Below are 23,129 nucleotides of genomic sequence, written 5' to 3' on the forward strand. Positions count from 1 at the left end.
CGACCTTATTGTTTGCGAAGGATGTCGCCGCCGTGGCACAGCAGCGTGGCAGCAACGATTTCGTCTTCCCGGTTGATGGCAAGGCCGGCGTCCTGGTCGACGATGAGCTTGAGGAAGTCCAGCACATTGCGCGCATACAGCGCCGAGGCGTCCGCCGCGACCAGCGTGGCCAGGTTGGGCTCACCGATGATGTGCACGCCATACTTGGTCACCGTCTTGCCCAGTTCCGACAGCGGGCAGTTGCCGCCCTGCTCGACGGCCATGTCGACGATCACCGAGCCGGGCTTCATCGCCTTGACGGTGTCTTCGCCGATCAGCACTGGGGCGCGGCGGCCGGGGATCAGGGCGGTGGTGATGATGATGTCGGCCTGTTTCGCGCGCTCATGCACCAGCTCGGCCTGGCGGCGCATCCAGTCGGCCGGCATCGGGCGGGCATAGCCGCCGCTGCCCTGGGCGATCTCGCGCTCCTCGTCGGTGAGGAAGGGCACGTCGATGAACTTCGCGCCGAGCGACTCGACCTGTTCCTTGACCGGCGGGCGCACGTCGGAGGCTTCGATCACGGCGCCCAGGCGCTTGGCCGTGGCGATGGCCTGCAGGCCGGCCACGCCCACGCCCATGATGAGCACGCGGGCGGCCTTGACGGTGCCGGCGGCGGTCATGAGCATGGGCATGAAGCGCTGGTAGGTATTGGCGGCGAGCATGACGGCCTTGTAGCCGGCGATGTTGGCCTGGGAAGACAGCACGTCCATGCTCTGGGCGCGGGTGATGCGGGGCGCGGCTTCGAGCGCGAAGGCGGAGAGACCGCGCTGGGCCATGACGGCGATGTTCTCGGCGTCGAAGGGATTCAACATGCCGATGACGACGGTGCCGGGGCGCAGCAGGCCGAGTTCCTCGGGGTTGGGGGCACGGACCTTGAGCACCATGTCGGCGCCGAAGGCATCGGCCGCGCTGCCGATCCGGGCGCCGGCGACGGCATAGGCCTCGTCGGTCACGCTGGAGCGGATGCCGGCGCCGGCCTCCACCACCAGCTCATGTTTGGCCGCCACCAGCTTCTTGACGGTCTCGGGGGTGGCGGCCACCCTTGTCTCACCCAGCCTTGTTTCGGCCGGAATCCCTATCCTCATGCCTACCTCCAGGTTATTTTCTTGGCACCGATCTTACACGGCTTTGCAAAAAAGGAACAACCGTTCTTTTTTTAGTTCCGCAACTGCACTTCCGCTTTTCTTGAAGGAATTTCTGATAAATATTGTAAGAAAATGCTGCTACGCGGCATGCCGCACCAACTTCGGATGGGGACCGCTGTAAAATGGCGCCCTCTTAAGAGGAAGCTTATGAGTGATATCTGGAAACCTTCGGTGACAGTGGCAGCCGTGATCGAGCGCGACGGGCGGTTCCTGCTGGTCGAGGAAGAAACCAGCGATGGCGTGCGCTTTAACCAGCCGGCCGGACATCTGGATCCGAATGAAACCCTGGAGCAGGCTGTCGCTCGCGAAACCATGGAAGAGACGGCGCATGAATTCACGCCGACCGACCTGGTGGGCGTCTACATGTCACGCTACCTGTCGTCGCGCACCCATACTGAAGTCACCTACCTGCGCTTCACCTTCAGCGGCAGGGTCGGCGCTAATTTCGATACGCCGCTCGACACCGGCATCCTGCGCGCAGTATGGATGACCTATGACGAAATGCAGGCCACTCGCAGCCGCCACCGAAGCGACCTGGTGATGCAATGCGTGGATGATTATCTCGCCGGCAAGAGAGCGCCATTGTCGCTGCTCTATACCCATGCCAGCGTGCTTGGAGAGTTGCATGTCTAGAAAGGTAGTGATCGGCATGTCGGGCGGCGTGGATTCTTCCGTCGCGGCCTGGATGCTGAAGGAACAGGGCTACGAAGTGATCGGCCTGTTCATGAAGAACTGGGAAGACGACGACGATTCCGAATACTGCTCCACTCGCCAGGACTGGATCGACGCGGTCAGCGTGGCCGACGTGATCGGCGTGGACATCGAGGCCGTCAACTTCGCCGCCGAATACAAGGACCGGGTATTCGCCGAATTCCTGCGCGAATACCAGGCCGGCCGCACGCCCAATCCGGACGTGCTGTGCAATGCCGAAATCAAGTTCAAGGCCTTTCTCGATCATGCGATGAAGCTGGGCGCCGACCTGATCGCCACCGGCCACTATGCCCGCGTGCGCCAGGCCGCCGGCGGCAGCTTCGAGCTGCTCAAGGCAGTCGATGCCAGCAAGGACCAGAGCTACTTCCTGCACCGGCTGAACCAGGCGCAGCTGTCGAAAACCCTGTTTCCGCTCGGCGAAATCCACAAGAGCGAAGTGCGCCGCATTGCCGAGCAGCTGCAACTGCCGAATGCGAAGAAAAAGGATTCCACCGGCATCTGCTTCATCGGCGAGCGGCCGTTCCGGGAATTCCTGAACCGCTACCTGTCCTACCGGCCAGGCCCGATGAAGACGCCGGACGGCAAGACGGTCGGCGAGCATGTCGGCCTGAGCTTTTATACGCTGGGCCAGCGCAAGGGCATCGGCCTGGGCGGCATGAAATCCAACCGCAACGACGACGGCAGCCATGACGCCTGGTACGTGGCGCGCAAGGACGTGGAAAGCAACACGCTGTACGTGGTGCAGGGGCATGACCACCCCTGGCTGCTGTCGGGTACGCTGGATGCCGGACAGGTAAGCTGGGTGGCCGGCGTCGCGCCTGAACTGGAAAGCCTGTCGGCCAAGACCCGATACCGCCAGGCCGATGTCGCCTGCCGCCAGCGCAGCGCCGATGACGGCTTCGCACTGGCATTCGACGCGCCGCAATGGGCGGTAACGCCGGGCCAGTCGGCCGTGCTGTACCAGGGCGATGTCTGCCTGGGCGGCGGCATCATCAGCAATGCCGAGGCGCTGTCGCACGCCTGAGCATGCCGGGCGGGCCGCACTGGCCCGCCTTTCCTTCCCTTCGCTCTCCCGCCATAACAAGTCTTTCATCCGCAAGGGCAACACTCTTCTGGGATTGCTCATGCGAATGTTATCTTTCCCCGCCGCATCATTCCATCCGCTTTCCCTCGTCCCGTCCAACTGCATCGCCACCTGGCAACGCCCGGTCGTTACCATTTTCAGCAATTTGTTTCACCTGCGGCATAAATAAACCCTTGCCATCACTTGCGTCTTCAGGAATAATCTAAATACGAATTGTTCGCATTTACAAAGGCAGCCATGCGCGACACAGCCCCGAAAGATGCAATGCCGGCAGCGGCGCAATCGAAGCCGGACCAGGCGCCTGCGCCAGCAGTGCGCCGCCTCAGGAGCCAGGACCTGTTCCAGCACCTGCGTGAACTTGAAATCGACCATGAAGGCCGGATTTACCGGCTGCGGCTGACCCAGCTCAACAAGCTGATCCTGACCGCCTGACTGACCCCTTTTTGGCCTTGGCCGCCTGAGGAAACATCAAATGATCGTCTGCGTCTGCAACAACGTCTCCGACCGCAAGATCCGCCAGGCCGTCGATGCCGGCATGACCACCATGGTGGAACTGCGCGAGCATCTGGACATCGGCACCTGCTGCGGCAAGTGCCATCCCAGCGCCAAGCGTATCCTGCGGGATTGCCTGGATGCCGCAGCGCCGACGCAGTCGCAGCCGCTTCCGAGCGAGCCGCATGTGCAGCCGATTGTGTTCTTCTCCAATGCGCTTGCCGCCTGATCACCGTCCATGCCCGCATCTGCATTACCTCTGCCCGGATCGGGCATACGCGCCGTTCCCCTCTTACTGATCGTCCTGCTGCATGCAGCGCTGCTGTATGCGGCGCTGCATGGCATGAAGCATCCGGTTGCCATTCCCACCGTGCCGCGTGAAGTCATTGCCACGCTGATCACGCCGCAACCGGTGCCCACGCCGCCACAACCCCAACCCACGCCACCTGCGCCACAACCCAAGCCCGAGCCCAAGCCAGCGCCCAAGGTCACGCCCAAGCCAGCGCCGGTGGTCAAGAAAGCGGCGCCGCCCAAGCCAAGCCCGAAACCGGCGCCGGAGCCTACCGAAAAGTCGATCAGCACACCGGCGCCGCCGCCCGTCGCCGCCGCGCCCGCCGTGCCCGAGCCCCAGGCAGCGGCGCCCGCCGCGCCGCCTGCGCCTCCGGCACCGCCCGCTCCCGCAGCGCCGGCGCCGCCGAAAACCGTTTCCGGCGTCGAATACGTGCAGCCGCCGCAACCGGACTATCCGCCAATCGCCAAGCGCATGGGCGAAGAAGGCAAGGTCATGCTGCGGGTGCTGGTCAGCGAGCGCGGCCGCCCCGAGAAGGTGGATGTGCAGAAGTCATCGGGCTATGCGCGGCTCGACGAGGCCGCCCGCCAAGCCGCCCTGCGCGCCGTCTTCAAGCCGCACCTGGAAGACGGCCGGCCAGTGGCGGTGTATGCGCTGATCCCGATCAATTTCTCGATCCAGTAAAAAGCAGAGCTCCACGCGCGCTGCGCGCAACCCCATTTCAAACAATCTTCAAGGAATCATCATGCAAGGTAATCCCTACGGACTGGACAGCCTCTGGCTGCAGGGCGATTTTGTTATCCGCGGCGTCGCCATCCTGCTGCTTCTGCTGTCGATCGCTTCCTGGTACGTGATCGTGACCAAGGCACTGCAATTGCTGCGCTACCGGCGCGCCTCGGCCGTGGCCGGCCGCCAGTTCTGGGATGCCAGCAATGTGCAGGAAGGCGTGGCGGCGCTGGGCAGCAACAATCCCTATGCCGACCTGGCGCAGGCCGGCGTGAAGGCGATGCATCATCACAGCGCGCACCAGGGACATCTGCACGACCAGCTGTCGGTGAGCGACTGGGTCACGCTGTCGCTGCGGCAGGCGATCGACGAATCGTCGGCCAAGCTGCAGTCGGGCATGGCGATCCTGGCCTCGGTCGGCTCCACCGCGCCCTTCGTCGGCCTGTTCGGCACGGTCTGGGGCATCTACCATGCGCTGGTATCGATCGGCACCAGCGGCCAGGCCAGCATCGACAAGGTGGCCGGCCCGGTCGGCGAAGCGCTGATCATGACGGCGCTGGGCCTGGCGGTGGCGATTCCCGCGACCTTCGGCTACAACGCGCTGGTGCGTGGCAACAAGTCTACACTGGCACGCCTGAACAAGTTCGGCTTCGACCTGCATGCGCTGTTCGTCACGGGTTCCCGCACCGCGGACGGCGCGCAGCCGCAAGGCAAGCACCTGACGGTTGCCAGGAGCGCATGATGGCAATGGGCTCCCTGTCCGACTCGGACGACGACTTCAACCCGGAAATCAACACCACGCCGCTGGTGGACGTGATGCTGGTGCTGCTGATCATTTTCATCATCACCATCCCGGTGATCAACCACAGCGTGAAAATCGACCTGCCGCGCGCCACCAGCCAGCCGGATGACCTGAAGCCCGAGAACATCAATCTCGACATCGATGCGCAGGGCCAGATCTTCTGGAACAGCGAAGCCATCGACGCCGACCAGCTGGGCCTGCGCATCGCCACCGCGGCGCAAAAGACGCCACAGCCGGAACTGCACCTGCGGGCCGAGCGCACCACGCAATATGAAAAGGTGGCACAAGTCATGGCCGCGGCCCAATCGGGCGGCTTGAGCAAGATCGGCTTCGTGACCGAGCCGGAAAAGAAATAATCGGCAGTTGGACAAACGAAAAGCGGACTTCGGTCCGCTTTTTTCATCTGCGAGTTCACCGCAGCCTGCATGCCGCCTTTCGCCAGCGCGCAGGCGCGCTGGGGTGCGCCGTGCTCAGGGCAAGAGGCCAAGCTGCGTTGCGCGTGCCACTGCGGCCATCTTGTTGCAGGTATCGAGCTTGAAAAGAAAATTGGTGACGTGGAAATTCACGCCGCTCACCGACAGATCGAGGATGCGGGAAATTTCATCGGAGGTCTTGCCACAGGCAGTCCATGCCAGCACTTCCCTCTCTCGCCGTGTCAGCGCCGGCCGGGCGAGCGGCGCGGGCTGGATATCGATATCGCATACGGCAAGGTGATGCGGCTGTCCCAACGCCCATGCCACCGCCTGCGTAACGTCCTTGGGCGTGAGCTCGCCATTGGCCTCCAATGCGCCGGACTGTATGCGGGTGAAGCGCACGCCAAGCTCGGTCAGCTCGGCACGCAGGGCGGCAATGAGCAATTCCGCCTGCTCATGATGCAGCGACGGCCTTGGCCTGGCATGGCGAAAACCGGCTTCAGGGATCAGTACGGCAAGCGCATGGCTGCGCCGGGACGCCGACAGATCAGGCAGAACGGCGCGCACTGCATGCACAAAGTCGCCCACGCCATCAGCCGGGTCGGCATTGGAAGGAAACGCCCCGTTCTCCAGCAAGGGGTTGTGACAGGAACGCAGGCAAATCATGCCAACCAGCGTATCGATTTGCCGGAAGCGGTCAGGCAATGCGGCAATGGCGTTGCGCAGCATGGCATCCGTGCCGACGTCCTTGTTGACACAGGCGATCCGGTCCGCCACTGGTCCCTTGGTGAACTCCTCGGGCGCATTGCCATCGGCCAGCACCGCCACGACCCGGTGTCCGGCATTGGCCAGCATATTCACGCACTGCAGTCCGGTCTCCCTTGCCTGGCCGGCGCCGGTGATCACCAGCACCGTTCTTGACCTTAATACCTCCACCGCCCTTGCCTGCGCCTCCCGCTTGCGCAGCGACTGCTGGCGTGCATTTCTTTCATAGGCGTAGCTGCGCGCCTTGTCGTCATCGTGGGGTTGACGTGCTGACGCTTCATCCCTGGACATGATGTTTTCTCCGAGAACCTTCACTGGATTAAAAGCCTTCCGCCTGCGGACGGTCCATCGGATCGACTGGGTAATACACAAAACAGGCGCGATGAGGAGTAGCGCCGCACAGGATGCGCAAAGGCTGCTTTTTGTGAAAGATTTGTTTTTGAGCGGCAAGTTTCTTTTAACAATTAGGAGGAAACTGACTGCGCTTTATGAGCATATGGCGTTGCGAAATGCAACAGCGCCGTGCCGCCATCCCGCTTGGCCTGGACCAGTGCGCCGTCGCCAGCCGAGGCGCGGCCGGGCGGGTTGTGAATGACAGCCAGTGGCTGGTCGCCTGGCCAAAGGTATGGACGCAGGATCCGGCCGCTGATGTCGTAGGCATAGGCGGCGCGGTTGCCGGCGGCGTCGGTGCTGGCAATGAGCCGGTCGGCCTCGTCGTGGACATAGCGGGTCTTGCCGCTGTCCGGGCTGATGCTGGCGACACGGCGGCCAAAGTCGTCGGTTACATACACCACCCTGCCGGAGGGCTTGTCGGTCATGCTCGCCGATGGGCTTGCCGGCTGGGCCATGCCGTCTTCCGGGTAGCCCGGGCGCAGTGATGCGCCGGCTGGATCGATGACGTCGATGATGCGGCCGCGTTCGTCATGGCGGTATTGCCAGGTGCGGTGGATGCGGTTGCTGAAGGTACTTGCTTGCTGGAGGTGGTTCTCGGTGTTGTAGCGCCATTGCATGGCGATGCCGGTGGCTGTGGCTGTGGCTGTGGCGGCCCAGGCTGGTGGTGCAAAAGGCTGGGTCGATTTTGCCAGCGCTGTTGCGGCGATGAGGATGCAACTTGCACAGATTTCGATGAGGAGCAACGGACGAGCTAGTTAGGGGCGTTGCCGGACAATGATTTGACCTCGCCCAGCCACCTTTTAATTAATTTCATCGCCACCTTCCTTCCTAACACATGGTAGATCGCAGCTCATCTTCCACCGAAATTTGATACCGTCATCCGTCCAGATGAAGTAGATCCATAGCATTTTCTCTGGTAGATTTTGGCCTTTCGGAATATGGGATCTTGAGTACGTGACTTCTTGAACAACCTCGGGCGGGATGCGGCTGCTGATGAAGACACGTTGGGTTTTGAGCGGTAGTCTGGCTTTCTCATCCGAGAGGTATTTCCCATACTCGTCGTCGCTTGCGAAACTGCTTGGCTTGGGACTTGGGTAAGCGGTTTCTTTCCAGCTGAAATCGACCCATTCGGGAAGCGCACGGGTATCACCTGACATGCCTGTGGTGCTACCGGGCGCCCGCCGCCAACTAGCTGCCTTACCGCCTGACACACTGAACGGCGTCATAGCCGACTTACCGTTTGGTAGTGTTATCGACAGCATATACGCCGATCGTCCATCCATCAGACTTTTAAAGGTCGTAATCATTCCTGGGCCATCGACCGTTTGCATAGAGCCACATGAGGTTAGAACAAAGCTGGCAAAACTCAGAAGCAGGATTTTGATTTTCATTGTGCTTATTCGCAGCGTTGGGTTGAAGAGAGTGGTGCATAGCTGATATTGATGCCCTGACCGACAAGCCAGTCGTTGTACTTCTGCATATCGACTAGGCCGACTGCTGGTGATTCCGACGGGCCGCACCATGTGCTGTAATAGTTGACCTGACTTCTCGCCCAGGCAGTATCGTTGCCGCCGACAACCGCCTTGACTTGCTTGACAGAAGTGCCATTGCCATACGAAAAATCGCGATCACCAGCAGACGAAAATGTCTGAGGGTCAATCTTGTTAGCACTTTTGTCGTGAATGATGGGACTGGAAACGATGTTCCAATTGTTATCCTTAACAACATCGTCTTTGAGGATGACACCGCGCTCCTTTGCCTGCTCAATCATCCACATCAGCGCCACATTCGACAAATCTCCCGTGCCGTAACTTCCTCCTATGTCAGCATGGCTACCGATGAATCCCATTTCAATACGATTACCGCCACTCGTCGTTGCAGGTGCGGGAAGAATCGATACGCCATCGAAGCTGATACCCACGCCCCGGTGCTCATTCAACGCCACAGCATGTGCCACATACGGCACCGACGGATCAATGCTGAAGTCATAGCGCGCTTCGTCGCCATTGAAATAACCGAGGTGCGGCACTGTGTCCCACAAGCCCATGAAGCGCAGACTCAGGCAGGCTGACTTTCCTTCCTTGGTCGTGTAACGCGACTGAGTCATCTTTTCTATTAACTGGTTCATCCAGACTCGCGCTTCGGCAGCACCACGGCTGAAGCCCACCACATCGATGTCGATCGGCTTGCCGGGGACGTATTCGTCCCTGGTATAGTCGTCAAGAAACTTAAATCCTAAATCCACACGTTCATCGAATCCCTTGCCGTTCGCCACATTTCCTTTCACGGGCATGTCCTTGTCTGTGGTACCTATGCCCGTGATGTAATAACGTTGATCGTTTTTCTTCTCGTCATACGCCACCCAGAACTTCCTCACATTCGATATCGTGTCCCCCGCCAGTGGCTCCGCCGCATTGCCCGTGCCATCAAATGCAAACAGCACCAGCCCTTCCGGGTCCACATAACGCAGGGGATTGTTCTTTACATAGACGTAGGAATTCGGCCCATCCGGCATGCCCAGCGGGTCGGGTGTGAGGTAGCGGCCTGACTGCGGGTCGTAATAGCGGTGGCGGTTGTAGTGCAGGCCGGTGGCGGCGTCCCAGTACTGGCCCGGCAGGCGCAGGTTTAGCGTGAAGGCCGGGCGGCCGGGCCGTTGCAGGGCGTTGATGGTGGCGGCGCCATAGGGGCTGTAGCTGGCTTGCCAGATTGCTGCGCCAGCGGCGTTGGTTGCCAATGCGACTGCGCCCAGGTGGTCAGGGTGCAGCCAGCTGATCTCGTCATCATTGCCCAGCCATGCACGCAGCACGGTGGCGATATCCCGCAAGGCCTGGGATAGCGCGCCGTCGCCAGCTGGAGTGCGCCCGGCCGGGCTATCAATCACCGCCAGCGGCTGGTCGCCCAGCCAGAGGTACTGGCGCAGGATGTGGCCTTGCTGGTCAGTTTCCGCCTGCAGCTTGCCGTCTTCGTACAGAAAGCCGACCATGCTGTGGCTACTATTGCTGTTGCCGCTATTGCCGCTATTGCCGTTGTTGCCGTCGCCGCTGTTGCCACCCCCGGCAATGCTCGCAATCCGCTCGCCCCTATGGTTATAGACATAGCGCGCCACCTCGCTGCCATCGCCGCGCTGCACTGTCATCAACCGGCCCAGCGCATCCCATCCGTAGCGCTGGTCTCCCGCATCAACGGGCTGGCCGTTCGCATCGTAGCGGTATGGCGCCCATGCCTTGCCATCGACCACATCGCCCAGCCAGCGGTTGCTGCCTGGCTGGTAGCGCGATACCGCGGTGCCGGCTTTGACCTCGCTCTGGCTGGCAATGCCCTGCTGGCTTAGCAGTCGGTTGCCGACGGCGTCATGGAAATAGCGGCTGGCCGCGCCAGGCTGCGTGGCGACGATCAGGCGGTTGGCATGGTCATACGCGTAGCTGCTGGCGACGGCTTGCCAACCCTTCCCTTCCATGCGCCGGTGCAGCAGGTTGCCGCGCACGTCCCACAGCAGCCTGTCGTCGTACAGCGCCTGCAGGTCCGGCGGCAGCCGCAATGCGCCGGGCAGGCTGCTTGCAGCAGTCTTGTCTTGCGGGGTGGGCGGACCATTGACAGGCCGGTGGACGATGCGTGCCAGCATGCCTTCCCGGCTGCGCTGATAACGCGCCTCGATGCCATTGCCGGTCACGTAGCGGGCAATGCCAACCAGGTCGCGCTCGATGTCGCGGGCGATGACTTGCGCCGGCAGCAGCCAGCGCAGCCAGTCGGTCTGGATGCGGCTGCGCTGCATCGCGGTGACCTGGCCCTGGCCGTTGCGCAGATAGCGGATCAGGCTGCCGTCCGGCAGGCTGATGCTGTCGAGCCGGCCCAGGCTGTCATGGCCATAGCGGGTTTGCGTGACCAGGGCAGCACCACCCTGCACAGGTCCATGGCGCAGCGTGGTCTTGCGTATCAGCAGGCCACGCTCGTCATGCAGGTAGCGCTCTTCCTGGCTGGGATGCAGCAGCGCCACCAGGCGCCTGCCCTGGTATTGCCAGTGGGTGGTGTCGGCTTGCGCCGCGCCGGCCGGCCAGATGTCCTGGCGCAGGATGCGGCCGCTGATGTCGTAGGCATAGACGGCGCGGTTGCCGGCGGCGTCGGTACTGGCAATGAGCCGATCGGCCTCGTCGTAGACATGGCGGGTCTTGCCGCTGTCCGGGCTAATGCTGGCGACACGGCGGCCAAAGTCGTCGGTTAGACGCACCACCCTGCCGGCGGGCTGGTCGGTCATGCTCGCCGATGGGCTTGCGGGCTGGGCCATGCCGTCTTCCGGTTAGCCCGGGCGCAGTGATGCGCCGGCTGGGTCGATGGCGTCGATGATGCGGCCGCGTTCGTCATGGCGATATTGCCAGGTGCGGTGGATGCGGTTGCTGAAGGTGCTTGCTTGCGGGAGATGGTTCTCGGTGTTGTAGCGCCATTGCAGGGCGATGCCGGTGGCCGTGGCGGTCCAGGCTGGTGGTGCAAAAAGCTGGGTCGGTTTTGCTAGCGCTGTTGCCCAAGTGAGGGTGTGGCTTGCTCTGTTTCGATGACCGCAAGCGGCTACTGGTTAAGGGCACTGCTAGCGGACGGTGTTAGCTATCCTTAATGGCTGCTTAGTTGATCTCATCGCCGCCTCCCTTTTCCACACATGGCTTATCGCAGCTCATTTCCCACCGGAACTTGATACCGTCATCCGTCCAGATGAAGTAGATCCATAGCATTTTTCCCGGCAGGTGTTGGCCTTTCGGGATATGCGATCTTGAGTGCGTGACTTCCTGAATGACCTCTGGGGGGATGCGGCTGCTAATAAGGACGCGTTGAGTCTTGATAGTCAGCTTGCTGTACTTCTCAGCTACTGCTTTTGAGTAAGCCTCCTTAGAAGGGAAGTCCTCTGGTTCCAACCCAGGATAGGATGGCTCACGCCATTCGAAATCCAGCCATTCGGGAACGCCACGGGTATCGCCTGACATGCCTTCAGTTGTACCGACTGCGTGCCGCCAGTTAGGCTTCCTGCCACCCGTCACGGTTAAACCGTAGATCATTCGCTTTCCGCTTGGGAAGGTTATTGCCCGAATGTCTGCCGAACGCCCTTCCATCGTGCTTCCATAGTTCATGATCATCCCTGGGCCGTCGACCGTTTGCATGGAGCCACATGCGGGCAAGACAAGACTGGCAAAGCTCAAAAATAGTATTTTGATTTTCATAGCCCTTATTCGCAGCGTTGGGTTGAAGATTGCGGTGCATAGCTAATGTTGATGCCTTGACCGATAAGCCAGTCGTTGTACTTCTGCATGTCGACTAGACCGACTGCTGGTGACCCTGATGGGCCGCACCATGCTCTGTAATAGCTGACCTAGTTCCTCGCCCAGCTAATGTCATTGAAGAGGTTGGTTTTGCCAGCACTCTTGCCCCAGTGAGGGTGTGGCTTGCACTGTTTCGATGACTGCAAGCGGCTGCTGGTTAAGGGCACTGCTAGCCCACGGTTTTAGCTATCCCCAACGGCTGCTTAGTTGATCTCATCGCCGCCTCCCTTTTCCACACATGGCTTATCGCAACTCATCTCCCACCGGAACTTGATGCCGTCATCCGTCCAGATGAAGTAAATCCATAGCATCTTCTCTGGCAGGTGTTGGCCTTTTGGGATATGGGATCTTGAGTACGTGACTTCCTGAACGACCTCTGGCGGGATGCGGCTGCTAATGAAGACGCGTTGGGTCTTGACCGGCAAAGTCGCTTTTTCGTCAAAAACAAATTTGCTGTAACCCTCCCTGGTTGCAAAGTCGCTTGGTTGGGGACCAGGGTAGGACGGTTCCTGCCACGCGAAGTCAAGCCATTCTGGGAGCGCACGAGTGTCACCTGACATCCCTGTAGTCCTACCAACCGCCTGTCGCCAACCGGGCACTCTCCCACCTCGCACTGTAAAGCCACTCATCGCTGGAGTACCATTCGGTAGCGTGATGGCCTGAAGGCGTGCCGAACGCCCCTCCATCATGCTGCCGAAATTTGTGATCATTCCGGGTCCCTGGTCTGTAGTGATAGCACTGCATGCAAGCAAGAAAAAACTGGCACAGAGGGCAAGCTTTAATTTGATCTTCATTGCACTTATTCGCAAAGCTGGGTTGAAGAAAGAGGCTCGAGCTTCATCTTGATGCCTTGGCCAGCAAGCCAGTCACCGTACTTTTGCATATCAACCGTACCTACTGCTGGTGAGTCTGAAGGACCGCACCATGTGCTGTAGTAGCTGACTTGGCCTCTCGCCCAGGCAGTGTCGTTACCGCCCACTACCGCTTTGACTTGCTTTACCTTGGAGCCATCGCGGTAAGCGAAGTCACGATCACCAACCGATGGAAACGCCTGTGGATCAATCTTGTTACTGCTTTTGTCGTGAACGATAGGACTAGAGATGACATCCCATCCGGCTGCTTCAATTTCTTTGGTTTCAAAGGCGACTCCTCTAGTTCGGGCTTGTTCGATCATCCACATCAGCGCCACATCCGACAAATCCCCCGTGCCGTAACTGCCCCCGATGTCAGCATGGCTGCCGATGAAACCTATTTCAATCCGATTGCCACCACTCGTTGTTGCAGGTGCGGGAAGAATCGACACGCCATCAAAGCTGATACCTACACCCCGATGTTCATTCAGCGCTACGGCATGTGCCACATATGGAACAGACGCATCAATGCTGAAGTCATAGCGCGATTCATCTTCATTGAAATAACCAAGATGCGGCACCGTGTCCCACAGGCCCATGAAGCGCAGGCTGAGACAGGCTGACTTTCCTTCCTTGCTCGTGTAACGCGACTGAGTCATCTTTTCTATCAACTGGTTCATCCAGACTCGCGCTTCCGCAGCGCCACGGCTGAAGCCCACTACGTCGATGTCGATTGGCTTGCCGGGCACATATTCTTTATCAATAAATTTATCGAGGAACTTAAAGCCTAGATCCACCCGTTCATCGAATCCCTTGCCGTTGGCCACATTCCCTTTCACAGGCATATCCTCATCCGTCGTGCCTATACCCGTGATGTAGTAGCCCTTTCCATTCGTTTTCTCGTCATACGCCATCCAGAACTTCCTCACATTCGATATCGTGTCCCCCGCCAGTGGCTTGGCCGCATTGCCTGTGCCATCGAACGCAAACAGCACCAGCCCTTCCGGGTCCACATAACGCAGGGGATTGTTCTTTACATAGATATAGGAATTTGGCCCATCCGGCATGCCCAGCGGGTCGGGTGTGAGATAGCGGCCTGACTGCGGGTCGTAATAGCGGTGGTGGTTGTAGTGCAGGCCGGTGGCCGCGTCCCAGTACTGGCCCGGCAGGCGCAGGTTCAGCGTGAAGGCCGGGCGGCCAGGGCGTTGCAGGGCTTTGATGGTGGCGGCGCCATAGGGGCTGTAGCTGGCTTGCCAGATTGCAGCACCAGCGGCGTTGGTTGCCAATGCGACTGCGCCGAGGTGGTCGGGATGCAGCCAGCTGATCTCGTCATCATTGCCCAGCCATGCCCGCAGCACGGTGGCGATATCCCGCATGGCCTGGGATAGCGCGCCGTCGCCAGCTGGAGCGCGGCCGACCGGGCTGTCAATGACCGCCAGTGGCTGGTCGCCCAGCCAGAGGTACTGGCGCAGGATGCGGCCTTGCTGGTCGGTTTCCGCTTGCAGCTTGCCGTCTTCGTACAGAAAGCCGACCATGCTGTGGCTACTATTGCTGTTGCCGCTGTTGCCGCTATTACCGTTGTTGCCGTCGCCGCTGTTGCCACCCCCGGCAATGCTCGCAATCCGCTCGCCCCTATGGTTATAGACATAGCGCGCCACCTCGCTGCCATCGCCGCGCTGCACTGTCATCAACCGGCCCAGCGCATCCCATCCGTAGCGCTGGTCTCCCGCATCAACGGGCTGGCCGTTCGCATCGTAGCGGTATGGCGCCCATGCCTTGCCATCGACCACATCGCCCAGCCAGCGGTTGCTGCCGGGTTGGTAGCGCGATACCGCGGTGCCGGCTTTGACCTCGCTCTGGCTCGCAATGCCCTGCTGGCTTAGCAGTCGGTTGCCGACGGCGTCATGGAAATAGCGGCTGGCCGCGCCAGGCTGCGTGGCGACGATCAGGCGGTTGGCACGGTCATACGCGTAGCTGCTGGCGATGGCTTGCCAGCCCTTCCCTTCCATGCGCCGGTGCAGCAGGTTGCCGCGCACATCCCACAGCAGCCTGTCGTCGTACAGCGCCTGCAGGTCCGGCGGCAGCCGCAATGCGCCGGGCAGGCTGCTTGCAGCAGTCTTGTCTTGCGGGACGGGCGGACCATTGACAGGCCGGTGGACGATGCGTGCCAGCATGCCTTCCCGGCTGCGCTGATAACGCGCCTCGATGCCATTGCCGGTGACGTAGCGGGCAATGCCAACCAGGTCGCGCTCGATGTCGCGGGCGATGACTTGCGCCGGCAGCAGCCAGCGCAGCCATTCCGTCTGGATGCGGCTGCGCTGCATCGCCGTGACCTGGCCCTGGCCGTTGCGCAGATAGCGGATCAGGCTGCCGTCCGGCAGGCTGATGCTGTCGAGCCGGCCCAGGCTGTCATGGCTGTAGCGGGTTTGCGTGACCAGGGCAGCACCACCTTGCACAGGGCCATGGCGCAGCGTGGTCTTGCGTATCAGCAGGCCGCGCTCGTCATGCAGATAGCGCTCTTCCTGGGTAGGATGCAGCAGCGCCACCAGGCGCCTGCCCTGGTATTGCCAGTGGATGGTGTCGGCTTGCGCGGCGCTGGCCGGCCAGATGTCCTGGCGCAGGATGCGGCCGCTGATGTCGTAGGCATAGACGGCGCGGTTGCCGGCGGCGTCGGTGCTGGCAATGAGTCGATCGGCCTCATCGTAGACATAGCGGGTCTTGCCGCTGTCCGGGCTGATGCTGGCGACACGGCGGCCAAAGTCATCGAACACATGCACCACCCTGCCGGCGGGCTTGTTGGTCATGCTCGCCGATGGGCTTGCAGGTTGAGCCCTGCCGTCTTCCGGGTAGTCCGGGCGCAGCGATGCGCCGGCTGGATCGATGGCTTCGATGATGCGGCCGCGTTCGTCATGGCGATATTGCCAGGTGCGGTGGATGCGATTGCTGAAAGTGCTTGTTTGCTGGAGGTGGTTCTCGGAGTTGTAGCGCCATTGCAGGGCGATGCCGGTGGCCGTGGCGGTCCAGGCTGGGCGGCCGGCTGCATCGAATGCGGCGAGCAGTTCGGGCTGCCAGTCCGGCTGACCGGGAATGCCGGCACCGCTGCCTGTCTGCCGGCCCCGGGCATCGAACAGCATGCTGCGCACTAGAGGCTGTTGCCAGCCCGGCCCGGTGGCAGTCATTTCGATGATGCGGCCGCTGCTGTCATGGCGTAGGGCGATGGATTGGCCGTCCTCCCGCACCATGCGTGTGACACGGCCGGTATGCGGATCATGTTCCAGCACGGTGCGTCCGCCGCCCGGCACGCTGACTACCACGACCTGCGAGCCGGTGGTATCCCATTCGTAGCGGGTGATGTCCGAATCCTCGGGCGTTGCGGCAGGTCCATTGGGCAAGGGGCCATCGATTTCCACCAGCAGGCTGCGGCCATGGATGCTCTGGTAGCGGTAATGGGTGGTGCGCACCATCTCGCTGCCGTCCAATGGATTGAAGCCTCGTTCGGTGAGGCTGACCGGCTGCTGGTACTGGTTGTATTCGAAACGCCACTGGCGCTCCTTGCCTGGCACGGCGCTGTCGCGGGCTACGAGCACCGGGCCATACGGCTGCTGTGCGATCCGTGATGCGGGCCATGCCTGCTCGGGGCCGGGATGGGCATATTGCTGGCGCAGCACCAGCCTGCGGCCAACCGTCCTGCCCTGCTGGTAATCCACCACGGAGACGCCGTAGATGCGGCCCATTGCGTCCAGCCATAACCTGCGTCCTTCCAGCGGCTTGCCGGCGGCATCGAGCCGGGTGACTTCCTGCAGGCGCCCCTTGCTGTCATAGCTGTAACGCTGATCGGTGTCGCCGCAACTGGCGCAGCCGGGGCCGCGCACTTCCAGCACGCGGCGGTCGCCAGCGACGATGGCGTGGCGGTACACCGTTACCTGGCCAAGGCTGTTGGTAAGGCGGACCAGGCCGGGCGTGCTGCGGTCGATGTTGATCTGCTCGATGCCGGTGCCCGGAAGCGGCTTGCCATGCGGGTCTTTCCCCGCTGGCTCGCCCCTGACGGACAGCACGGCCAGGCCGTTGCCGTCATAGCCCCAGGTGGCGATGCGTTCGCGCAGGGCACGACCGTCATTGCCTGTGCCTTCCACCGTGATGCCAGTGAGCAGGCTGGGAAAGCGCGGGTTCTCATAGTGGTGGATGCGACGGATGGTGCTGACGCTGGTGGTGGTGGGCGTGTCGCCCAGTGCGAAGGGCGGGCGCGGCTTGTCGGGGTCGTAACTGGTGGGCAGCTGCACGGCAGTCAGATTGGCGCGGCGTGCAGGTTCGGGCGCGGCGGAGCCGGTTTCCGGCGCACCGTAGGCATAGAGAAAACGCCCCACTGGCGTATCGACGCTCTGTATGCCGGGGTAGGTGCCCGCCTTCAATGCCTTGCGATCCGGATAGTGGAACAGCATGCTGCGCCCCTGCGGATCATTGACCTTGCGCAGCCGGCCGGCGTTGTCGCGCTCGATGCCCAGCCACTCGCCACTGGGTGCAAAGATATGGGTCAGGCGGCCGCTGCTGTCAAAGGCCAGTTCACGGCCATTGGGCCAGCGCCAGCGGTAGTGCTGCTGGCGGCCCTGCCTGATGATGCGCACCTGTCCATGGGCCGGATCGGGTGCGGTGCACAGCGTGCTGCTCCAGGCAGTGCGGGAAAAGACCAGCCGGGTGCCGTCGGCCTGGAGGATCTGCAGGCTGTCGCCCACTGGATACAGCCGGGTGTCATAGGAAAACTGCCAGCCGCGGCCAGCACCGGACAGCGGCATGCCAGCCGCTGCATGGTAGCTGTTGTAGTGCCGAACCAATTCCAGGCCCAATAGGCCGGGCAAGGGCGCCATGTCGACTTCCCGCTGGACCTTGTTTCCCGTAATCAGATTGATCGGGTTGCCAGCTTCCTGGCTGACACCGCTGCTCTTGCTCATGCCGGCGGGCTGACCAGTTTCGCAGGAGGGTCCTGCCTGCTGCAGGCCACAGGCAGGCGGCTCGTCCGCGGCCTGTGCCGGGAGGGTGGCAAACGCCTGCAGTATCCAGAGCAGGCAGATGCATGCATGGCGGTATGAAGCCTTCATCGCGGTTCCTTGTGCATGGGCTTGCGGCAGGCGCAGCTCATGGCTGGCTTGCGCTGCGCTTGATGTCCACCATCACGCGGCGGTTTGGCGCGAGGCAGGCGATTTTCTGTTCAGTGGTGCCGCCGCAACTCTCCAAAGGCACTACCGGATTGGCCGCACCCTTGCCCACGACCGTGATGGGCACGTCTGAAAAGCCGCGACGTTTCATGTAGTCGCGCACCGCCTCGGCACGGGCTTGCGACAACCTCAGGTTCACCGCTTCGCTGCCAAGCTGGTCGGTATAGCCTGTGACGGTGGCGGATTGAATCGTCTGGCCGTCCTTCTGGGCTGCCTTGACTTCATCGATCAGGGTGTCGAGCTGTGTCAGGCCATTGGTTTTGAGTACTGCGCTATCGAAGTCAAACAAGGTGTCGGCAGAAAGGGAATACGGCTCGGCATTGGCCGGGTCGACGGGACACATCGGACAGGCCTTGCCGCCGCATTCATTCGTGGTGTCCTGCGTGTCGGCATTGTTGCCGCCCGTTCCATCCGATGTGTTAGTGGGAGCGTTGGCATTGCCGGAGTTGTCCTGACTGGCGCTGCCATTGCCGCCATTGCCTGTATCTGCGCTGCCCGTGGGGCCGGACCCGCCAGGCGGTGTGGGCGGGTCGGCGGGTGGCTTCGGGTTGGCTTGCGGCCCACCAGCGGATATCCAGACCGGGTCGGCCCATTCAATGGCCGGGCTGTTCATGTGCAGCGTGATATCGGTGGTGATGGGCACACGGCCCGCGGCGATCAGGCGGCCAGCGAAATCATCCTTGTTGTCGCTGGCTTCCTGCGCGGCTTCGAGCGCCTTGGTGAAGATCCGGCCTACCAGCAGCACGCCCGGCTTGTAGCCATGGGTAATACGGATCTTGATCAGGTTGGCATCGAAAATGTTCTGGCCGGACTGCTTGCCAATGATGGCGGGATTACGCAGGGCCAGGCTGGAATTCGGTATGACCCGCGCTTCGGTTTTCAGCACTTCCTTCAATGCCGGGTCGTTGAAGTCATCGAAGCTCGCTTTGCTGGGGTTGATCAGTTCGATGCGGTAGTTGCCCTGCATGTCGGCGCTAGCCCGCGCCACTGCCTGGGCGACCTCCGCCGCATTGCTGCCGCCGCCGTACAGTGGAGCCAGATGGCGTAGATAGGATGTGCTGATGGATTCGGCTGTGGCGCTTTGCATGCTGCCGGAGCGGGTAGCCATGAAGGCGGCATGGTTGACCTGGTTCCTGGCCACGAACAGCAGGGTGTATTGCAGCAAGGCCAGGCCGATCAGTAGCAGTACTGGCGCCACGACAACGAATTCGGTCATGCTTGCGCCATACGCTGGCCTTGCGCGGCGCGGGGAACGACGCCGGCCTGCGTCTTCAGCCCTGCCCAGGGCGCGTGAGCCGGCCGCGTTCACAGGCCGGAATGCACGAACTTCATTGCGATCGGAAAGAACAGCACGACGAAGGTGCAGGGAAAGATGAAGGCCAGTAGCGGGAACAGCAGTTTGACTGGTGCTTCCATGGCCAGCTTTTCGGCGCGCAGGAAACGTTCGGTGCGGCGCTGGTCGGCTTGCGCCCGCAGGATGGGGCCGAGATTCATGCCCATGCTTTCGGCCTGGATCACCGCGGTGGTAAAGGCCGTGACACTGCCTTCGTTCAGCCGGGATGCCAGGCTGCGCAGCGAGGCGGCGCGTGACTTGCCGGCGCGGATGTCGCGCAGCAGGCGCTGGAATTCATCGCGCAGCACGCCCTTGGGCCCCTTGGCCACCGCCTGTGTCAATGCGCCCTGCATGTTGAGGCCGGCTTCGACGCACAGCGTGATGATGTCCAGATAGAACGGCAGCGTCTTGAGCAGTTCGCGCCGGCGCTGGCTGATGCGGTCATTGAGCCAGATGCCAGGATAGGCCCAGCCCAGCAGCGCACCGGTAGCGATCACCAGAGAATAGCGGCTCGCCGGCATGCCGGAAGCGCCGGCTGCCGGATGGTCAAAGGACGCCATCATCCAGTAGAAGATCGACGCGGCAAGCAAGGCACCGATCAGACGGCTGGCAAGGAACTGTGCCGGATTGATCGCAAAATCCACTCCAGCCTGACCCAGGCGCACCAGTAGCAACGCGTGGCGGCGGGCTGCGAGCCGCGGCCCGATGAAATGGGCCATCCAGCCGATCGGCGCCCACAGCAGGCGAAAGCCCAGCGGCGGCGTGTCCTTGTAGGAGCGGTCTTCAGGCGGCACCTCGGCCAGCGCCCGGCTCACCAGCCAGGTCAGCAGCGCGAACGCAAGGCCGGCCGCCAGCGAGATGGCGACCAGGGCGAGACTGGCATGGCTTCCGGTCAGCATGTCCATGATGGCGTACCCCTCATACCTACCTCATACATCGATGGCGACAATGCGGCGGATCACATACACGCCCAGCGACTCCAGCAGCGCGATGCCAGCCAGCGTGGCCCAGCCCAGCCGGGTATGCCAGAGGTAGCTCATGGCTTCCGGCTCCATGTGATTCAGAATCAGCATCAGCAACAACGGCAGCAGAGACACGACCCAGGCCTGCAGCTTGCCCTGCGCCGTGAGCGCGCCGATCTTGCCTTCCATCTGCAGGCGGCTGCGTATGGTATGGGCGGTGCGCTCCAGAGTTTCGGCCAGGCCGCCACCGGTCTCGCTGGCAATGCGCATTGCCGACACCACCAGCACGGTGGTCTGGGTCGGCACGCGGCGGGCCAGGTTGTTAAGGCTTTGTTCCAGGGTCACGCCCAGCCGCTGCTCGCGCAGCATCAATGTGAATTCCTGCGCCAGCGGCGCATGGGCTTCGGCCACCAGCTGCTGCATGGCCGCGTTTAGCCCGACGCCGGCGCGCAGGCCGCCGGAAAGCATCATCAGCGCATCCGGCAGTTGCTGTTCGAAGCGCTGCATGCGGCGTCGGCGCAAGGCGGCATAGACCAGCCTGGGCAACATGGCCAGCGCGAAGAACACCGGTATGGCTATCAGCAGGTTGCCGGTAAAAATCCATGCCAGGGCCGAGCCCAGCATCATCACGGCAAGGTTGAGCATGAACAGCTGTTTCGGGTCGACAAACAGGAAAAATTCCTGCGCCTGGAAGCGGGTGCGTTCGGTAAAGCTGGCACGATAGCGCGCCATTGCGCCTGAGCCGGCCTGCATCAGGAACCAGGCCAGCAAGGTGGCTGCAAGGGCAATGGCCAGCAATGCAGCCAGCCTGATATCAAGGCTGCGACTCATGGCTGCGGCCTGGCATGGCCATGACCATCCGGCGGCTCGCAGGGCTGGAAGATCGTCATGTCCAGTTGCGTGCCCGAGGCCTGCAATTCCTCATAGAAGCTTGGCACCATGTCACAGCCGGTGAAGTAGCCGGTGACCCTGTTACCCGGCCCGCGGTAACCCAGGTTGACGAAACGGAACAGCTCCTGCATCTGAATCTTGCCGCTCTCCATGCCGCTGATCTCGGTGATGCTGGTGACCTTGCGGCTGCCGCAGGCAAAGCGGGTCTGCTGCACCACAATGTGGACAGCGCTGGCGATCTGCTCGCGGATGGCCGTTAGCGGCAGGTCCATACCGGCCATCAGCACCATGGTTTCCAGCCGTGCCAGGCCGTCACGCGGCGTATTGGCATGCAGCGTGGTCAGCGAGCCTTCGTGGCCGGTGTTCATGGCCTGCAGCATGTCGAGCGCTTCAGCGCCCCGGCATTCACCGACCACGATACGGTCTGGCCGCATGCGCAGGGTGTTCTTTACCAGGTCGCGGATCAGCACCGCGCCCTTGCCTTCCACATTGGCCGGACGCGACTCCAGGCTGATCAGATGGGCATGGCTGAGCTTGAGTTCAGCTGCATCCTCGACCGTCACCACTCGCTCGCCGCCGGGAATGAAGTTGGACAGGATATTGAGCAGCGTGGTTTTGCCGGAGCCGGTGCCGCCGGACACGACCATGTTCTTGCGCGCCACCACGCAGGTTTCCAGAAAGCTGGCCATCTGTGGGCTGATCGCATTGAAGCGAACCAGGTCGTCGGCGCTGAGCTTGTGCTTGGCAAATTTTCGTATGGTCAGGCAAGGCCCTTTCAGTGCCAGCGGCGGGATAATGGCATTGACCCGGGAGCCGTCCTTGAGCCTGGCATCTACCATGGGCGAGGACTCGTCGATGCGACGGCCCAGGGGTGCGACGATGCGCTCGATTACGCCCATCACTGCGCGGTCGCCGGTGAAGGTCATCGGATGGCGCTGCAGCTGGCCGCTGCGCTCGACATAAATCTCGTCATAGCGATTGACCATAATTTCCGACACGCTGTCATCGGCCAGCAACTCTTCCAGCGGCCCCAACGCGATGGCTTCGTTGATCACCTGTGTCGTCAGCAGAGCGCGGTCCAGCTCCGGTGGAATCTGGGCGTCAGCCTCCCGCATGATCTGGCGCACTAGCAGCTCAGTCTCGTGACGCAGCTGCTGGTCTGACATGCCATGCACATCCTGGCGCCGCAGGTCCATGGTTTCCAGCAAACGGGTATGGATGATCTTGCGCCATTCGAATTCATGCTGCTGCGCCAGGTTCTCGCCTGCCGGTCTTGGCAGCGCCTCGGGCAAGGCGGATGTGCCGGCTACATGCTGCACTTCCCGCGGCAGTGCCTTGGGGGCGCTTGCCACCGCGGTTGCCTGCGGCACACGCACAGGCTGCGCTGGCCGCAATGAAGGCGGCGCAGGCGGCTCGCTTTTGTCGTTAGCCAGGAGGCGCAACTGGAATGGGCCGATGGCGATCATGTCTGCGCTGGTCAATGGCCCGTACTGACCGCTGATGCGACTGCCATTGACCGCCACGCCGCCGAAGCCGCCCAGGTCTTCCACCAGCACGCCGCCTGGCGTGGCAAACAGGCGTGCATGCTCGCGCCCGACGCGCCAGCTGTCCAGCCTGATTTCATTCTGCGCGCCCTTGCCAATCACGCATTCATCAGGCACTTGCAGCACGCGCCTGCTGCCATCCGCATCCAGCAGTTCAAGGTCCAGCATGGCATCCC

General features: G+C 61.9%; 19 protein-coding genes. 7 read left to right on the forward strand and 12 right to left on the reverse strand.

The features are described 5' to 3' along the window. Window positions 1-5: 5 nt before the first annotated feature. Window positions 6-1,124: a Re/Si-specific NAD(P)(+) transhydrogenase subunit alpha gene (locus ABC383_RS12135; protein WP_413014252.1), complete on the reverse strand. Its 1,119-nt coding sequence runs from the start codon at window positions 1,122-1,124 to the stop codon at window positions 6-8. A gap of 207 nt (window positions 1,125-1,331) precedes the next feature. Here ABC383_RS12135 and ABC383_RS12140 point away from each other — a divergent pair, with 207 nt between their 5' ends. From ABC383_RS12140 to ABC383_RS12170, 7 genes are all read left to right on the forward strand, one after another. Continuing rightward, window positions 1,332-1,817 (forward strand): NUDIX hydrolase, encoded by a 486-nt coding sequence (locus ABC383_RS12140; RefSeq protein WP_413014254.1) that lies wholly within the window; start codon window positions 1,332-1,334, stop codon window positions 1,815-1,817. Continuing rightward, a complete protein-coding gene (gene mnmA / locus ABC383_RS12145) occupies window positions 1,810-2,919 on the forward strand; it encodes a tRNA 2-thiouridine(34) synthase MnmA (protein ID WP_413014256.1) in 1,110 nt (369 codons plus the stop codon). The genes ABC383_RS12140 and mnmA overlap by 8 nt, the downstream gene beginning before the upstream one ends. Window positions 2,920-3,243: 324 nt before the next feature. After that, window positions 3,244-3,411: a hemin uptake protein HemP gene (hemP, locus tag ABC383_RS12150; protein ID WP_413016328.1), complete on the forward strand. Its 168-nt coding sequence runs from the start codon at window positions 3,244-3,246 to the stop codon at window positions 3,409-3,411. A 40-nt stretch (window positions 3,412-3,451) separates the two neighbouring features. Continuing rightward, window positions 3,452-3,700: a (2Fe-2S)-binding protein gene (locus ABC383_RS12155; RefSeq protein WP_413014257.1), complete on the forward strand. Its 249-nt coding sequence runs from the start codon at window positions 3,452-3,454 to the stop codon at window positions 3,698-3,700. A 9-nt stretch (window positions 3,701-3,709) separates the two neighbouring features. Further along, a complete protein-coding gene (locus ABC383_RS12160) occupies window positions 3,710-4,444 on the forward strand; it encodes an energy transducer TonB (protein WP_413014259.1) in 735 nt (244 codons plus the stop codon). Between the two features lie 61 nt (window positions 4,445-4,505). Continuing rightward, window positions 4,506-5,228, forward strand: a complete 723-nt coding sequence (locus ABC383_RS12165; RefSeq protein ID WP_413014261.1) for a MotA/TolQ/ExbB proton channel family protein — start codon at window positions 4,506-4,508, stop codon at window positions 5,226-5,228. Next, window positions 5,228-5,644 (forward strand): ExbD/TolR family protein, encoded by a 417-nt coding sequence (locus ABC383_RS12170; protein ID WP_413014263.1) that lies wholly within the window; start codon window positions 5,228-5,230, stop codon window positions 5,642-5,644. The genes ABC383_RS12165 and ABC383_RS12170 overlap by 1 nt, the downstream gene beginning before the upstream one ends. 114 nt (window positions 5,645-5,758) lie before the next feature. Here the strand turns inward: ABC383_RS12170 and ABC383_RS12175 are convergent, their stop codons facing one another. The 11 genes from ABC383_RS12175 to ABC383_RS12225 form a co-directional block, all read right to left on the reverse strand. After that, window positions 5,759-6,757, reverse strand: coding sequence for a LuxR C-terminal-related transcriptional regulator (locus tag ABC383_RS12175; protein ID WP_413014265.1), 999 nt, complete (start codon window positions 6,755-6,757; stop codon window positions 5,759-5,761). Window positions 6,758-6,930: 173 nt separating this feature from the next. Beyond that, complete coding sequence (locus ABC383_RS12180; protein WP_413014267.1) at window positions 6,931-7,476, reverse strand: hypothetical protein; 546 nt, start codon at window positions 7,474-7,476, stop codon at window positions 6,931-6,933. A 183-nt stretch (window positions 7,477-7,659) separates the two neighbouring features. Beyond that, a complete protein-coding gene (locus ABC383_RS12185) occupies window positions 7,660-8,250 on the reverse strand; it encodes a hypothetical protein (RefSeq protein ID WP_413014269.1) in 591 nt (196 codons plus the stop codon). 5 nt (window positions 8,251-8,255) lie between these two features. Beyond that, window positions 8,256-11,141 carry a phospholipase effector Tle1 domain-containing protein gene (locus ABC383_RS12190; protein WP_413014271.1) on the reverse strand — a complete coding sequence of 962 codons (2,886 nt, stop codon included), beginning with the start codon at window positions 11,139-11,141 and terminating at the stop codon, window positions 8,256-8,258. 331 nt (window positions 11,142-11,472) lie between these two features. Then, window positions 11,473-12,063 carry a hypothetical protein gene (locus ABC383_RS12195; protein ID WP_413014273.1) on the reverse strand — a complete coding sequence of 197 codons (591 nt, stop codon included), beginning with the start codon at window positions 12,061-12,063 and terminating at the stop codon, window positions 11,473-11,475. A gap of 302 nt (window positions 12,064-12,365) precedes the next feature. Beyond that, window positions 12,366-12,956 carry a hypothetical protein gene (locus ABC383_RS12200; protein WP_413014275.1) on the reverse strand — a complete coding sequence of 197 codons (591 nt, stop codon included), beginning with the start codon at window positions 12,954-12,956 and terminating at the stop codon, window positions 12,366-12,368. 5 nt (window positions 12,957-12,961) lie between these two features. Beyond that, complete coding sequence (locus tag ABC383_RS12205; RefSeq protein ID WP_413014276.1) at window positions 12,962-18,106, reverse strand: phospholipase effector Tle1 domain-containing protein; 5,145 nt, start codon at window positions 18,104-18,106, stop codon at window positions 12,962-12,964. A gap of 37 nt (window positions 18,107-18,143) precedes the next feature. Continuing rightward, the gene (locus ABC383_RS12210) at window positions 18,144-19,439 is read right to left on the reverse strand and encodes an OmpA family protein (protein WP_413014278.1); all 1,296 of its coding nucleotides are present in this window, start codon (window positions 19,437-19,439) and stop codon (window positions 18,144-18,146) included. An 89-nt stretch (window positions 19,440-19,528) separates the two neighbouring features. After that, window positions 19,529-20,461: a type II secretion system F family protein gene (locus ABC383_RS12215; protein ID WP_413014280.1), complete on the reverse strand. Its 933-nt coding sequence runs from the start codon at window positions 20,459-20,461 to the stop codon at window positions 19,529-19,531. Window positions 20,462-20,485: 24 nt separating this feature from the next. Beyond that, on the reverse strand, window positions 20,486-21,349 hold the full coding sequence (locus tag ABC383_RS12220; RefSeq protein ID WP_413014282.1) for a type II secretion system F family protein: 864 nt from the start codon (window positions 21,347-21,349) through the stop codon (window positions 20,486-20,488). After that, a complete protein-coding gene (locus ABC383_RS12225; RefSeq protein WP_413014284.1) occupies window positions 21,346-23,121 on the reverse strand; it encodes a TadA family conjugal transfer-associated ATPase in 1,776 nt (591 codons plus the stop codon). The genes ABC383_RS12220 and ABC383_RS12225 overlap by 4 nt, the downstream gene beginning before the upstream one ends. Between the last annotated feature and the right edge of the window lie 8 nt (window positions 23,122-23,129).

The sequence above is a fragment of the Noviherbaspirillum phoenicis genome (assembly GCF_047237965.1).
GTDB lineage: Bacteria > Pseudomonadota > Gammaproteobacteria > Burkholderiales > Burkholderiaceae_D > Noviherbaspirillum_A.